The sequence below is a fragment of the Nocardia sp. CA-135953 genome (assembly GCF_050955735.1).
Taxonomy (GTDB): Bacteria; Actinomycetota; Actinomycetes; order Mycobacteriales; family Mycobacteriaceae; genus Nocardia.
On the sequence record NZ_CP192082.1, the window covers coordinates 787,703 to 801,023 of the forward strand.

Here is a 13,321-nt window from a genome sequence, read left to right on the forward strand (position 1 = left end):
AGGCAGGTGGATCGAATGCGGACTCTGGCCGTCGTCGGTGGCGGTGCCATCGGACTCGCCGCCGCCTGGCGGGCGGCCGAGGCGGGATGGTCGGTCACCATATTCGATCCCGCCGTCGGCTCCGGCGCATCCTGGGTTGCCGGGGGGATGCTCGCACCACTGTCCGAGGGCTGGCCGGGGGAGGACCTGGTCCTGGAATTCGGCGCCGCCTCGCTGGCCCGCTGGCCCGACTTCGCCGCCCGGCTGGAATCGACTACCGGTGTATCGGTATTCGTCGCCGATGAAACCCTGACCGTCGCGCTGGACGGTGCGGATGCCGCCGATCTGCGCACCGTGGCCGAATGGGTCGGCGGCCGAGGCCATGAGCTCCAGGTTCTCGACCGAGCCGGTGTGCGCGCGCTGGAACCCGCGCTGGCGCGCACCGTGCGCGCCGGCCTGCGCGCCGCCGCCGAACCCGCAATCGACAACCGACTACTGCTGGATGGCCTCCAAAAAGCTTGCGGCGCAGCCAGAGTCGAGGTGAGAGCCGAGACGGTGGACGCAGTGGAAGCGCTGCCGCACGACCAAATCGTGCTCGCCGCGGGCGCGGCGTCGTCGCTGCTGTGGCCCGGGCTCCCGGTCCGCCCGGTGAAGGGCGAGATCCTGCGGCTGCGCCATCGTCCGGGCGCGACACCCCCGCCGCAGCGCGTGATTCGCGCGCGCGTGCACGGCAGGCAGGTCTACCTGGTCCCGCGCGCGGGTGGAATCGTCGTCGGCGCAACACAATACGAGGCGGGCTACGACACGACGGTGACCGTCGCCGGAGTCCGTGATCTGATCGCCGACGCCGAGGCGGTGCTGCCCGGTATCGGCGAGTACGAATTGGCCGAGGCCAGTGCCGGATCCAGGCCGGGGACCCCCGACAACCTACCCCTGATCGGACGGCTCACCGACCGGATCGTGGTGGCTACCGGCCACGGCCGCAACGGCATGCTCGCGGTGCCGCTCACCGTCGACGCGGTGCTGAGCCTGCTCGACGGCGCACCGCTCGCTGACGCGAAAGCCGCCGACCCCCAACGTTTTTCGACGGCGAATCCGCCGTCACTCGCTACATCTGCAGGAGGAGTTCGATGACCTCGGTCCCCATCGGTGTCACCGTGAACGGGCAGGACCACGAATTCGACGGATCCCTGACGGTGCGTGAACTGCTCGATCGTCTCGGGCTGCCGTGCCAGGGCGTCGCACTCGCGGTGGACGGTGCGGTTTTCCCGAAGTCCCGCTGGGACGAGCCGGTCGGCCGCGGCTGGGAGATCGAAGTGCTTACGGCGGTTCAGGGTGGCTGACGCACTGGAAACCCCTGACGCACTGGAAACCCCTGACGCACTGGAGATTGCGGGCAAGCGGTTCGGCTCGCGCCTCATCATGGGCACCGGCGGCGCCGAGAATCTCGCCGTGCTGGAGGAGGCGCTCATCGCCTCGGGCACCGAGCTCACCACGGTCGCCATGCGCCGGGTCGACGCCGTCGGCGGCACCGGCGTCCTCGACCTGCTCAAACGCCTCGAGATCATGCCCCTGCCCAATACCGCGGGTTGCCGCACCGCCGCCGAGGCCGTGCTCACAGCGCAACTGGCCGCCGAGGCGCTCGACACCAACTGGGTCAAACTCGAGGTGATCGCCGACGAGCGCACCCTGCTCCCCGACCCGATCGAATTGCTCACCGCCGCAGAACAATTGGTCGACGCCGGATTCGTCGTGCTGCCGTACACCACCGACGACCCGATCCTGGCCCGCCGACTCGAGGACGCGGGCTGCGCCGCAGTCATGCCCCTCGGCGCCCCGATCGGCACCGGCCTCGGCATCGGCAATCCGCACAATATCGAGATGATCGTGGCGGCTGCGGGCGTCCCGGTCATCCTCGACGCGGGCATCGGCACCGCGAGCGACGCCACGCTGGCCATGGAACTCGGCTGCTCGGCGGTATTGCTCGCCACGGCTGTCACCCGCGCCCAGCACCCCGCCCTCATGGCGGCGGCCATGCGCTCCGCCGTCGACGCAGGCCATCTCGCCCGCCGTGCGGGTCGCATTCCCAAGCGCTTCTGGGCACAGGCTTCATCACCGGCGCGCTGAGTCAGGGGCGACCCTCGTCGCCCGAATTCGGCGCTCGCGCCGGTATTTGCAACTCAGGCGTGTGAAGCGAGCGCCGAAAGTCGCGCATACTTGGTGAGTGGTCATGAAACCGCCTCGGCGCGAGGTGCTTTCAAGCGACCATTGAATGCGACCGACCGGGCCACGATCAGGAGAGGGGCAGGAGATGGAAACCGGCATAGTCTGGCGCTGGAAACCGCGTAACGGTACCGGCGTGATCAAACTCGATGACGCCGACAGCACGCTCGTTTGGTTCCACCTGTCAGACGCTCGCGGAGATCTCGATATAGCTACGATCGCCGAGGGGCTACCGGTCGACGTCGATGTCGATCCGATTCCGCAGGGGGAGTACACATGTCGCGCAAAGTCGGTGCACCGAAGAGACTGATCCTTGCGGCGTTGGCCGCCGCCGCGAGCATCCTCGCCGCGCCGGTGGGCGCAGCGAATGCCGTCCCCGGCCATGCCGACTTTCGGCCCGGTGCGCAGAGTTATCGGTACGACGGCGAACATGGCACGTTCACGGGGGACGCCGTCTACTCCAGCCAGCAACCCGACGGCGGTAACCGGCTCATCTGGTCGTTGCAGCTGTCGCCGTATGTGCAGGGGTTAATCGTCGGTAACACGATGGCGTGCGGCGCTTACGTCGAGGGCAAGACTGGATACTCGGACAACCACAGCGCCATCCCCGCAGATTATCGGTGGCATTCGGTGGTGCCGAATCTCCAACTCGACAAACAATACAAACTCGTGATGAGCTGCGCGTTCACTGCACAGAATGGCCACACCACCGCGCCCGGTCACGCAGACTTTCAGATGGTATTCACCATCCATTCGAGATGAGTCCAGGTGTCGCCTCGATGTTCGGCGCACGCAAAGCGGACAGCTCTGAAGCCGAGCTCAGATCTTGACGTTCGCCCATCGGGCGAAACGCGCGAGTGTGTCCGTGCCGCGCCGGGCGCGGGCGATCACGCGCACGGTTTCGTGAACTTGGGGGTGGTTGCGCGTCAGTTCCGGAGCCACCATCCGCGCTTGCTCGAGGCTGCCGAGTGCTCGCTGCTTGTCGCCGTGCAATAGCCATGCCCGCGATACGTCGATGAGGTGGTGCCCCGCGCGCGAGGGTGCCACCGAGGCAGGTAGGCGGATGCGTTCGGCCCGTGACACAGCGGTGGTCCCATCGGACAACTCGACCGGTACGGCGACGGAGTGGATGGCGATGTTCGAGGGCCGGAATCCGGTCCCGTAGTTGCGGTACCGGTCTTCGCCGATCGCCTCGGCGATCCCGCGGGCTTCCTGTATGTGCGACTCTGCGGCGTCGCCGTCGAGTGCGCGGGCCGACAGGATCGATCCACGCAGGTGCAGCGCGCCCCGCACTGCGAGCAGATCCGGTGTCGTGTCCAGTTGCTCGCTGGCGGTGTAGGCGCGTTCGATGGTTTTCGAGCCCGCGACATAGGCGCCGGAGTACAGCAGGATCAACGCCCGGTTGTACTCGGCGGCGAGCGGCCAGATCGGGTCGCCGCTGCGTTCGGCTGCCCAACCACAGCGGTCCGCGGCCAGCCCCGCCAGGTCGAGATAGCCGTGCTGATAGGCGAACAGCATGGCCTTGCTGTAGGCGTAGGCCAACGTTGAGTAAATGGCTTCCAGTTGGTGGCCGGGGTTCTCGTCGTCGGCGAGCATGTGCAGGCCACGGATGACGTCCGGGAGATCTGTGGTCAGATCGGTGTAGCGTGCGCGGCGCATACCCTCGCGCACACGATCGAGTGCGGCCGTCAGATCCTCGAATGTGGTTGGCCCCGTGAGGGGTTCGTCGTTGAATGCCACGATCGCGCGCCGCAGCTCGGGGATGGTGGCGTGTGCCGCCGTGTCAGCGTGGTCGGGCATGTACGGCTGACCGGTCAAGTCGCCGATGCTCACTCCCAGCACGCGGGCGATTGCGGCGATGAACGCGGGTGAGGCGGGCCGATCGCCCTGTTCGACTTTGCGTAGCAGCGACAGCGAGACGTTGGCCTTCTGCGCGAGCTGGATCTGCGTCAGCCGCGCGAGCTTGCGTGCCCTGGAGGTGCGGGCACCGACCCCCATCTCATCCATACCCCAACAGTGCCACACGCTGTGGCGCTTTGCAGGCGCTCGGAGGGCGACGCTACTGGTCAACCCCGCCGTCGGGCCGACCTTTCCGGACCCCCGCGGCGGGTGCCGATCATGCGAACGAGGGGGTATGCGATGCGAGAAGAGCCGACCGCGTTGGGTTGGGTCGACCTCGATATCAGTTCGGCGGCGGACTGGGAGGCCGCGCAGGTGCGGCGGCTGGCCCAGCGGCTCGGGTATGCGCTGATCTGGCAGCCTGAGTCATCGCCGCTACCGCTGGTCGACCAAGTGCGTTGCGCTGATGTGGATGCGGTGATCGCGCCGTCGCTCGAACACCTGAATGTGCTTGCGGTGAACGCGATCATGAGTGTGGCCGACGTGGAGATCGTGTTGCCGCGGCTGTCGTTCCATCGGTGGGCGCCGGTCGCGCCTTTCGGGCGGTTGCGGTGAGCGGGACGGTTGTGTTCGGGTTGGCTATGGCGGCGGGGTTGCCGTTGGCGGTGCTTGTCGGGTCGGTGTGCTGGCCGACCCATGACGGCAATGACGAGGACGATGAGTAGACCGGATGTCGACTCGGTATGAGTGCGGACCGGGAAGCGGAGGTCAGGTTGCGGCTGGCGGATGCTCGCGCCCGCCTCCTTGCGACCGGCGAGACGTACACACGCAGCGAAAGGTGGTCGTGCCCCGGAGAGGTCGGAGATGTTCCGGCAGGCTCAGAACGATATCCACGCGGCCGAGCAGGCACGTAACCGTTTGCTTGTCGAGTTGGTCGGGGATGCCGACAAGGTGCCGGTTGAGCTGGCGGAGCGCCTCGGCCTCACCGGTCGCGAAGCCGTGCATATTGTGACGACGGCGCGCACTGGTTCGAGGCGGATGAGAGTGCATGTACTGGGGGAACAGTCCGACACCGAGGCCGCTCGTGTCTGGACCAGCGAGACGGATCCGGAGCGGTAGACAGTAGCGGTACACAGTGCAGGCCGACTCATGATCGCAATGAGTAAGGATGACGAGTAGATGTTCGCTCATATTCGACGACGAGCCGCTAGGGAGCCTGGCTCGTTAACGGGGGCATGGCTCAGGGTGATTCCCTGATGCGGCCCCAGGGCCTTCGTCATCCTCGAGGATGATTGAACTCGGCACTATTTAATGACGCGCGAGGCCGCGCAATGAGGAAAGCTGGTCACCATGATCGAGCTGAGGGGCCTGACCAAGCATTACGGGCAGACCGTCGCGGTTCAAGATCTCTCCTTCACCGTTCGACCCGGACAGGTGACGGGCTTTCTTGGGCCGAATGGCGCCGGTAAATCCACCACTATGCGGATGATCCTCGGCCTGGACAAGCCCACCGCGGGCACCGCATTGATCCAGGGCAAGCCGTACCACGAGCTGGACCATCCGCTGCGTGCCGTCGGTGCGCTGCTGGATGCCAAGTGGGTGCATCCGAACCGTTCGGCCCGCGCGCATCTGCAGTGGATGGCCGCCTCCAACGAGATCGCCATGTCCCGCGTGGACGAGGTGCTGCGGCTGGTCGGCCTGTCCGAGGTGGCGGGTAAGAACGCCGGTGGCTTCTCCCTCGGTATGTCGCAGCGGCTCGGTCTGGCCGGGGCGCTGCTCGGCGATCCGCCGGTACTGCTGTTCGATGAGCCGGTGAACGGCCTGGACCCCGAGGGCATCCTCTGGATTCGCCGCTTCATGCAGCGGCTCGCGGCAGAGGGGCGGACTGTGCTGGTATCCAGCCATCTGCTCTCCGAAATGGCCCAGACCGCAGAGCATTTGGTCGTGATCGGACGCGGTCAGCTGATTTCCGATTCGACCACCCAGGAATTCATCGAGCGTGCCTCGGAACAGTCGGTGCGCGTGCGCAGTCCGCAGCTCGAGCAGTTGCGCAGCCTGCTCACCTCCAATGGCATGACCGTCCGCGAGGACGGCTCGGGCCAGGACGCCGCCGCATTGGTCGTGGCCGGGGTGACCAGCGACGCGGTCGGCAAGCTGGCCGGTTCGAACGACATCACCCTGTACGAATTGGCGCCGCAGCGAGCCTCGCTGGAGGAGGCATTCATGCGGATGACCGGCGGCGCCGTGCAGTACCACGGCGAAGGCTTCGACCCGGCGGGAGCGTCAGGTCCGGAGGCGGCAGCTCGTGTAACCACGCAGGGCCCCGCGCCCTACACAGCGATGGGAGGTGCGCTCTGATGGGCGTGCTGGCAGCGGAACGCATCAAGCTCACCTCGACCAGGTCGCCGTGGTGGTGCTCGGCGATCGTGGTGGTGCTCGCTCTCGGCCTGGCCGCGCTGTTCGCGGCGGTGGCCCGCTCGTCGTCGGGCAAGGAGAACGCGCTCGACCTGACCGTCGCCACCGCGGTCGGCGGGATCAGCGGATTCGGCGTGATGGTTCTGATGATCATGGCCACCTTGACCGTGACCAGCGAATACCGCTTCGGCATCATCCGGACCACCTACCAGGCGACACCGCATCGCGCCAAGGTGATCGCCACCAAGGCGGGGCTGGTCGGCGTGTACGGTGCGGTGCTCACCATCGTGCTGGCCTTCGCCGCCTTCGCGATCGCCAAGGCGATCGGTGGCGATGCGAGTAACAACCTGACGCTCTCGGGCGGCGATGCCTGGCGCGAGATCTACGGTATTCCGATCTATGCCCTGCTCAGCGTGATCCTGGCGGTCGGCATCGGGGTGCTGGTCCGGCAGTCGGCTGCGGCGATTTCGCTGATCGTGCTCTGGCCTCTGCTCATCGAGCCGCTGCTCGGCGCGTTCGGCAGTTTCGGGCGCAATGTGCAGCCGTTCCTGCCCTTCGCGAATGCGGGCCGCTTCTACAGCGCGTCGGAATCGACGGCGAACTGGCACTGGGGACCGTGGGGCGGCTTGCTCTACTTCGCGGTTTTCGTCGCAATTGTCTTCGGCGCTGCACTGGTCGTGGTCAACCAACGAGATGCATGATTGAACTACCCGAGTTGCCCTCCCTCGCCGCTCGGGTGACGGGTGCCGACCTTGTCGGGAGGTCCGAGCACCCCGCGCACTGTCCGCCACTGCCCGGCGGACTATGCGAACATCGGCCCGGTGTGTGAATCCCCTTCCACACCGGGTCGGTGTATGTATTCGGGCAATCCAGGCAGTATGTGAACATCCCGGAAACTAAGCCCGGCACCGCTTCCATCCAGAATCGATGCTGGCTACCCTCGGAGTCAGCAACCAGTGAGTTACCCATTGGCGGACCCGGCGTTGTGCCCGCTCAGTCTGATCGAGGGGGCGCAGGTGGCGACAATAAGTAACCCGCCGACGGTTGGTCGGCTGAGATACGCCCGGGGCGTGACCGAAACACCTTCCGGCGGTGCTGATCCGGGGACGGAACCGGAAGGCAACAGGGGCGTTCCGTCCGAGGTGACGACACCGTTGGTACCCACCGATGAGGGCCGATCCGCTCGTCGTCCCGGCTCGGGAATGCGACGCGGGCAGTTCTCCGCCTTGATGAATGCCGCTAACCAGCGGCCCGACATCATCGGCGTACTGCGCAAGGCGCGCGAACAGCTGCCCGGTGACCCGGCTTTCGGTGACCCACTGTCGGTTTCGGGTCCGGGCGGTGCCCGCGCGGTGGCACGCGCCGCGGATAAGTTGGTCGGCGATACGCCGAGCGCGGCCCGGGAAATCGGGTTCGGCGCGCTGCAGGTCTGGCAGGCCGTGTTAGAGCACGTCGGCCATGGTCGAGGTAGCGAAGAAATAACTGTGATGTTCACCGATCTGGTGGCGTTCTCCAGTTGGTCGCTCTCGGCTGGCGATGAGGCGACCCTCGAACTGTTGCGCGGGGTTGCCAAGGCCATCGAGCCGCCGATCGCCGACCGCGGCGGTCAAGTGGTCAAGCGCATGGGTGACGGCATGATGGCCGTCTTCACCTCGGCCGATCGTGCGGTGCGTGCCGCTGTGCAGGCCAAGCGGAACTTGGCCGATGTCAGCGTGCGTGGTTATCGCCCGCAGATGCGGATCGGTCTGCACACCGGCTCGCCGCGCGAGATCGGCGGCGACTGGCTCGGCGTGGACGTGACGATCGCCGCTCGTGTGATGGAGGCCGGCGGCAACGGCAACACCATGCTTTCGCACCCGACATTGCAGTCCGTCGAACCGAAGACACTCGAGGAACTCCGTCTCTCGGTCAAGCCGTATAAGCGCAGTCTCTTCGCCACCCCACTGACCGGCGTGCCAGAAGATCTTCAAATCGTCCGCCTGTCCCCGACCTAACCCGCATCCGCCCCCGCAGCTGGACAGATGATCACGTGGACACCATGGCAAAACGCGAGAAGCCCCGCCCCGCCACCAGTCCCACCTGATCATCTGTCCAGGGCGGGTGAGGTGTCTAGATCAACCAGGCGAGCGCGCCGGCGGTGGCGAGTGCGGCCAGTACTACCAGTGCGATTGCGAGTGGGCGGGCAGTTTTCCAGGTGGAGTAGGCCCCGCCCAGGAGGAATCCGGCCAGCGCGAACAGGATGACGGATGACATCTGGTCATTCTGCCTCGCGTGCGCTGCTCGATTAACAAGCACGCGTGCTTGCTTTTTTCTGGACCGGATGTGATGCTGGACTCCGGAACGCGGACTCCACCGGCGGCGCAACGCGGCGCGCCGGGACGGTTCGCCGCACAGGAGGGCCTTCCAGCTGATGAGTATGCTGGCCGCCGATCCGGAGCTGATCCGAATCGGCAACTGTTCCGGGTTCTACGGTGATCGGCTCAGCGCCATGCGGGAGATGCTCGAGGGCGGGCAGCTCGATGTGCTCACCGGGGACTATCTCGCCGAGTTGACCATGCTGATCCTCGGCCGGGACCGCATGAAGGATCCCAGCCTCGGCTATGCCAAGACCTTCGTCCGGCAGATCGAGGACTGCCTCGGACTGGCGCTGGAACGCAATGTTCAGATCGTCACCAATGCGGGCGGTCTCAACCCGGCCGGGTTGGCCGAGAAGCTACGCAAGGTTGCGGCGGATCTGGGACTGGATGCCAAGGTCGCGCACGTCGAGGGTGACGACCTGCTCAGTCGAGCGGGCGAGCTCGGCCTCGGGTCACCATTGACCGCGAATGCCTATCTCGGCGCCTGGGGCATCGTCGAATGCTTGAATGCGGGCGCGGATATCGTGGTCACCGGCCGCGTCACCGATGCTTCGGTGATCGTCGGCCCCGCAGCCGCTCACTTCGGTTGGGGGCGAACCGATTACGACCAGCTGGCCGGTGCGGTGGTGGCCGGACATGTCATCGAGTGCGGTACACAGGCCACGGGCGGTAACTTCGCATTCTTCACCGAGCTGGCCGATCTCGGACGGCCCGGCTTCCCGATCGCCGAAGTGCGCAGGGATGGCAGCAGCGTCATTACGAAGCATCAGGGCACCGGCGGCGCTGTCACGGTGGATACCGTTGCGGCACAGCTGATGTACGAGATCCAGGGTGCGCGCTACGCGGGGCCGGATGTCACCACGCGGCTGGACACGATCGAGCTGAGTCGAGAAGGCCCGGATCGCGTGTTGATCAGCGGTGTGGCCGGCGAAGCGCCGCCGCCGCAGCTCAAGGTTTCGCTCAATACTCTCGGCGGTTTCCGCAATGAGATGGAGTTCGTGCTCACCGGACTCGATATCGAAGCGAAAGCCGAACTGGCGCAACGACAACTGGAGTCCTGGCTGCCGGTGCGGCCCGCGGAGCTGACCTGGACGCTCGCGCGTCTCGACCGGCCCGATGCCGAAACCGAGGAGCAGGCAAGCGCTTTACTGCGCTGCGTGGTTCGCGATCCGGATCCGAACAAGGTCGGCCGCTCGTTCTCCAATGTCGCGGTCGAGCTGGCATTGGCCAGTTATCCGGGTACCAACTTCACCAGCCTGCCCGGCAATGGTTCGCCGTACGGCGTGTACACGCCGGGATTCGTCGATGCCGCCGAGGTGCCGCATGCGGCGGTGCTGCCGCAGGGCACGCGTGTCGATATCGCACCCGCGTCGGACACGCTGGAGTTGGCGAATGTGGCCGAGCCGGAACTGCCGGAGCCATTGTCCACCAACGGAACTCGCCGAGCACCGCTGGGCACGATTGCGCTGGCCCGCAGCGGCGATAAGGGCGGCAATGCCAATATCGGCGTCTGGGTCCGCACCGATGAGCAGTGGCGCTGGCTGGCGCATACGCTGACGGTGGAGCGGATCAAGGAACTGCTGCCCGAGGCCGCACCGCTGACCGTCACCCGGCACGTACTGCCGAATCTGCGTGCCGTGAACTTCATCATCGAGGGTCTGCTCGGACAGGGGGTGGCCTACCGGGCCCGCTTCGATCCGCAGGCCAAGGGGCTCGGCGAATGGCTGCGCTCGCGTCATGTCGATATCCCATTGGAGTTGCCATGAGTCCGTGGAATACGCCGGAACGGCGCGAATTGCGCGCCACCGTAAGGGGTTTCGCCGAGCGCGAGGTTCTTCCGTACCTCGACGCCTGGGAGCGCGACGGCGAGATCCCGCGCGAACTGCACAAGAAGGCCGGAGCGCTCGGACTGCTCGGCATCCAATTCCCGGAATCCGCAGGCGGTTCCGGCGGTGACGGTATCGACGCCATGATCGTCTGCGAGGAAATGCATCAGGCCGGTTGTTCCGGCGGCCTGTTCGCCTCGCTGTTCACCTGCGGTATCGCGGTGCCGCACATTATCGCCTCGGGCAATGCAGACCTGATCGAGCGCTTCGCACGCCCGACACTGGCCGGGGAGAAGATCGGCTCGCTCGCCATTACCGAACCCGGCGGCGGCTCCGATGTCGGCCATCTCACCACCACCGCGCGCCGCGATGGCGACCTCTACATCGTCAATGGAGCCAAGACCTACATCACCTCGGGTGTGCGGGCTGATTTCGTGGTGACCGCCGTGCGGACGGGCGGGCCCGGCTCCGGCGGCATTTCGCTGCTGGTGGTGGAGAAGGGTACGCCGGGCTTCACGGTCAGCCGCAAGCTCGACAAGATGGGCTGGCTGGCCTCCGATACCGCCGAACTGTCCTATGTGGATGTCCGGGTGCCGGTGGAGAATCTGGTCGGACCGGAGAATTCCGGCTTCTATCAGATCGCCGGTGCGTTCGTCAGCGAGCGGGTCGGGCTCGCGGTGCAGGCGTATTCGCAGGCCCAGCGCTGCCTGGACCTGACCTTGGACTGGGTGCGCAACCGCGAGACCTTCGGCCGCCCGCTGATCAGCAGGCAGGCCGTGCAGAACACCGTGACCGAAATGGCCCGCCGCATCGACGTGGCCCGCGTCTACACCCGAGATGTGGTTGAGCGCAGCGCCGATGGCGAAACCGATCTGATCGCCGAGGTGTGCTTCGCCAAGAACACCGCCGTGGAGGCGGGCGAATGGGTGGCCAATCAGGCCGTGCAGCTGTTCGGCGGCCTCGGCTATATGCGCGAATCCGAGGTCGAGCGGCAGTACCGCGATATCCGCATTCTCGGCATCGGCGGTGGCACAACGGAAATCCTGACCGGACTGGCGGCGAAACGATTGGGGTACCAGTCTTGACGACACTACGCACCACACTCGATACCGCATCGCCGGAGTACACGGCCGCGGCCGAGGCCATGAGCAGCAAACTCGCGGAGGTAGCGGCCGAATTCGCCAAGGCCATCGCGGGCGGTGGCCCGGACAAACTGGCCCGGCATCGCAAGCGCGGCAAGCTGACCGCGCGCGAGCGCATCGAACTGCTCATCGACGAGGATTCGCCATTCCTGGAACTGTGCCCACTTGCCGCGTGGGGCAGCGACTTCCACGTCGGGGCGAGCGTGGTGTGCGGTATCGGCATTGTCGAGGGCGTCGAATGCATGATCGTCGCGCCGGATCCCACGGTGCGCGGCGGCACCTCGAATCCGTGGACGCTGCGCAAGAACCTGCGCATGAACGACATCGTCATGCAGAACCGACTACCGGTGATCGGACTCGTCGAATCCGGCGGCGCGGATCTGCCGACGCAGAAGGAAGTCTTCGTACCCGGCGGACGGATGTTCCGCGACCTCACCCGGGCATCGGCGGCCGGAATCCCCACCATCGCTTTGGTTTTCGGCAATTCGACCGCGGGCGGTGCCTACATCCCCGGCATGTCCGACTACACGGTGATGATCAAGGAACGCTCCAAGGTATTCCTCGGCGGACCGCCACTGGTCAAGATGGCCACCGGTGAGGAATCCGATGACGAATCGCTCGGCGGCGCGGATATGCACGCGCGCGTCTCGGGTCTGGCCGATTATCTGGCGGTCGACGAGCAGGACGCCATCCGCATCGGCCGCTCGATTATCAAGCGCCTCAACTGGAAGAAGCAGGGGCCGGCACCGCGCGCCGAGGTGATCGAGCCGCGGTACGACCAGGAGGATCTGCTCGGCATCGTCCCGTCCGATCTGAAGATTCCGTTCGATCCGCGCGAGGTGATCGCCCGCGTCGTCGACGGCTCCGATTTCGACGAATTCAAACCGCTGTATGGCAGCAGCCTGGTCACCGGATGGGCGGAGCTACACGGCTATCCGGTCGGCATTCTGGCCAATGCGCGCGGCGTGTTGTTCTCGGAGGAGTCGCAGAAGGCGACCCAGTTCATCCAGCTGGCCAACCGGTCGAATACGCCACTGCTGTTCCTGCACAACACCACCGGCTACATGGTCGGCAAGGAGTTCGAGCAGAAGGGCATCATCAAGCACGGCGCGATGATGATCAACGCGGTCTCGAATTCGAAGGTGCCGCATATTTCGCTGCTGATGGGCGCGTCCTACGGTGCGGGCCATTACGGCATGTGCGGTCGCGCATACGATCCACGGTTCGTCTTCGCTTGGCCAAGTGCCAAATCCGCCGTCATGGGCGGCGCGCAGTTGGCCGGTGTGATCTCGATCGTGGGCCGGGCGGCCGCCGAGTCCAAGGGCATTCCGTTCGACGAGGAGGCCGATGCCGGGATGCGCGCAATGGTGGAGGCGCAGATCGAGGCCGAATCGCTGCCGATGTTCATGTCGGGGCGGCTGTACGACGACGGTGTGATCGATCCCCGTGATACCCGCACGGTATTGGGAATGGCGTTGTCGGCCATTCACAATGCCCCCGTCGAGGGCGCCGATGGCTTCGGCGTCTTCCGGATGTGAGG

14 protein-coding genes are annotated in these 13,321 nt (G+C 66.0%); 12 read left to right on the forward strand and 2 right to left on the reverse strand.

Annotation, left to right across the window (positions count from 1 at the left end; all coding sequences use genetic code 11):
* Positions 1-15 precede the first annotated feature (15 nt).
* From thiO to ACQPXH_RS03705, 4 genes are all read left to right on the forward strand, one after another.
* Positions 16-1,113, forward strand: coding sequence for a glycine oxidase ThiO (gene thiO, locus ACQPXH_RS03690; RefSeq protein WP_433600912.1), 1,098 nt, complete (start codon positions 16-18; stop codon positions 1,111-1,113).
* The gene (gene thiS, locus ACQPXH_RS03695) at positions 1,110-1,322 is read left to right on the forward strand and encodes a sulfur carrier protein ThiS (protein WP_433524411.1); all 213 of its coding nucleotides are present in this window, start codon (positions 1,110-1,112) and stop codon (positions 1,320-1,322) included. The genes thiO and thiS overlap by 4 nt, the downstream gene beginning before the upstream one ends.
* Positions 1,315-2,106 (forward strand): thiazole synthase, encoded by a 792-nt coding sequence (locus ACQPXH_RS03700; protein WP_433600913.1) that lies wholly within the window; start codon positions 1,315-1,317, stop codon positions 2,104-2,106. The genes thiS and ACQPXH_RS03700 overlap by 8 nt, the downstream gene beginning before the upstream one ends.
* Before the next feature lie 417 nt (positions 2,107-2,523).
* Entirely contained in the window at positions 2,524-2,964 is a 441-nt protein-coding gene (locus ACQPXH_RS03705) for a hypothetical protein (RefSeq protein WP_433600914.1), read from the forward strand.
* Between the two features lie 57 nt (positions 2,965-3,021).
* Here ACQPXH_RS03705 and ACQPXH_RS03710 read toward each other — a convergent pair whose 3' ends face one another.
* On the reverse strand, positions 3,022-4,209 hold the full coding sequence (locus ACQPXH_RS03710) for a helix-turn-helix domain-containing protein (RefSeq protein ID WP_433600915.1): 1,188 nt from the start codon (positions 4,207-4,209) through the stop codon (positions 3,022-3,024).
* A gap of 132 nt (positions 4,210-4,341) precedes the next feature.
* Between ACQPXH_RS03710 and ACQPXH_RS03715 the strand changes: the two genes are divergently transcribed.
* The 5 genes from ACQPXH_RS03715 (at position 4,342) to ACQPXH_RS03735 (ending at position 8,450) form a co-directional block, all read left to right on the forward strand.
* The gene (locus ACQPXH_RS03715; protein ID WP_433600916.1) at positions 4,342-4,656 is read left to right on the forward strand and encodes a hypothetical protein; all 315 of its coding nucleotides are present in this window, start codon (positions 4,342-4,344) and stop codon (positions 4,654-4,656) included.
* 249 nt (positions 4,657-4,905) lie between these two features.
* Positions 4,906-5,160 carry a hypothetical protein gene (locus tag ACQPXH_RS03720; RefSeq protein WP_433600917.1) on the forward strand — a complete coding sequence of 85 codons (255 nt, stop codon included), beginning with the start codon at positions 4,906-4,908 and terminating at the stop codon, positions 5,158-5,160.
* 231 nt (positions 5,161-5,391) lie between these two features.
* Positions 5,392-6,399, forward strand: a complete 1,008-nt coding sequence (locus tag ACQPXH_RS03725; RefSeq protein WP_433600918.1) for an ABC transporter ATP-binding protein — start codon at positions 5,392-5,394, stop codon at positions 6,397-6,399.
* Positions 6,399-7,157, forward strand: a complete 759-nt coding sequence (locus tag ACQPXH_RS03730; protein WP_433600919.1) for an ABC transporter permease — start codon at positions 6,399-6,401, stop codon at positions 7,155-7,157. Before ACQPXH_RS03725 ends, ACQPXH_RS03730 begins: the two co-directional genes overlap by 1 nt.
* Positions 7,158-7,658: 501 nt before the next feature.
* The gene (locus ACQPXH_RS03735) at positions 7,659-8,450 is read left to right on the forward strand and encodes an adenylate/guanylate cyclase domain-containing protein (RefSeq protein WP_433603293.1); all 792 of its coding nucleotides are present in this window, start codon (positions 7,659-7,661) and stop codon (positions 8,448-8,450) included.
* 115 nt (positions 8,451-8,565) lie between these two features.
* Here ACQPXH_RS03735 and ACQPXH_RS03740 read toward each other — a convergent pair whose 3' ends face one another.
* Complete coding sequence (locus ACQPXH_RS03740; protein ID WP_433600920.1) at positions 8,566-8,709, reverse strand: hypothetical protein; 144 nt, start codon at positions 8,707-8,709, stop codon at positions 8,566-8,568.
* Between the two features lie 157 nt (positions 8,710-8,866).
* Here ACQPXH_RS03740 and ACQPXH_RS03745 point away from each other — a divergent pair, with 157 nt between their 5' ends.
* The 3 genes from ACQPXH_RS03745 to ACQPXH_RS03755 are packed head-to-tail and all read left to right on the forward strand — an operon-like array spanning position 8,867 to position 13,319.
* Complete coding sequence (locus ACQPXH_RS03745; protein ID WP_433600921.1) at positions 8,867-10,579, forward strand: acyclic terpene utilization AtuA family protein; 1,713 nt, start codon at positions 8,867-8,869, stop codon at positions 10,577-10,579.
* On the forward strand, positions 10,576-11,724 hold the full coding sequence (locus ACQPXH_RS03750) for an acyl-CoA dehydrogenase family protein (RefSeq protein WP_433600922.1): 1,149 nt from the start codon (positions 10,576-10,578) through the stop codon (positions 11,722-11,724). The genes ACQPXH_RS03745 and ACQPXH_RS03750 overlap by 4 nt, the downstream gene beginning before the upstream one ends.
* A complete protein-coding gene (locus ACQPXH_RS03755; RefSeq protein ID WP_433600923.1) occupies positions 11,721-13,319 on the forward strand; it encodes an acyl-CoA carboxylase subunit beta in 1,599 nt (532 codons plus the stop codon). Before ACQPXH_RS03750 ends, ACQPXH_RS03755 begins: the two co-directional genes overlap by 4 nt.
* Positions 13,320-13,321: the final 2 nt, after the last annotated feature.

Excerpts from the sequence above, each read along its gene's own strand:
- thiO (WP_433600912.1), top strand. The coding sequence starts at position 16 with ATGCGGACTCTGGCCGTCGTCGGTGGCGGTGCCATCGGACTCGCCGCC.
- thiS (WP_433524411.1), top strand. The coding sequence starts at position 1,110 with ATGACCTCGGTCCCCATCGGTGTCACCGTGAACGGGCAGGACCACGAA.
- ACQPXH_RS03710 (WP_433600915.1), bottom strand. The coding sequence starts at position 4,209 with ATGGATGAGATGGGGGTCGGTGCCCGCACCTCCAGGGCACGCAAGCTC.
- ACQPXH_RS03715 (WP_433600916.1), top strand. The coding sequence starts at position 4,342 with ATGCGAGAAGAGCCGACCGCGTTGGGTTGGGTCGACCTCGATATCAGT.
- ACQPXH_RS03720 (WP_433600917.1), top strand. The coding sequence starts at position 4,906 with ATGTTCCGGCAGGCTCAGAACGATATCCACGCGGCCGAGCAGGCACGT.
- ACQPXH_RS03725 (WP_433600918.1), top strand. The coding sequence starts at position 5,392 with ATGATCGAGCTGAGGGGCCTGACCAAGCATTACGGGCAGACCGTCGCG.
- ACQPXH_RS03730 (WP_433600919.1), top strand. The coding sequence starts at position 6,399 with ATGGGCGTGCTGGCAGCGGAACGCATCAAGCTCACCTCGACCAGGTCG.
- ACQPXH_RS03735 (WP_433603293.1), top strand. The coding sequence starts at position 7,659 with ATGCGACGCGGGCAGTTCTCCGCCTTGATGAATGCCGCTAACCAGCGG.
- ACQPXH_RS03740 (WP_433600920.1), bottom strand. The coding sequence starts at position 8,709 with ATGTCATCCGTCATCCTGTTCGCGCTGGCCGGATTCCTCCTGGGCGGG.
- ACQPXH_RS03745 (WP_433600921.1), top strand. The coding sequence starts at position 8,867 with ATGAGTATGCTGGCCGCCGATCCGGAGCTGATCCGAATCGGCAACTGT.
- ACQPXH_RS03750 (WP_433600922.1), top strand. The coding sequence starts at position 10,576 with ATGAGTCCGTGGAATACGCCGGAACGGCGCGAATTGCGCGCCACCGTA.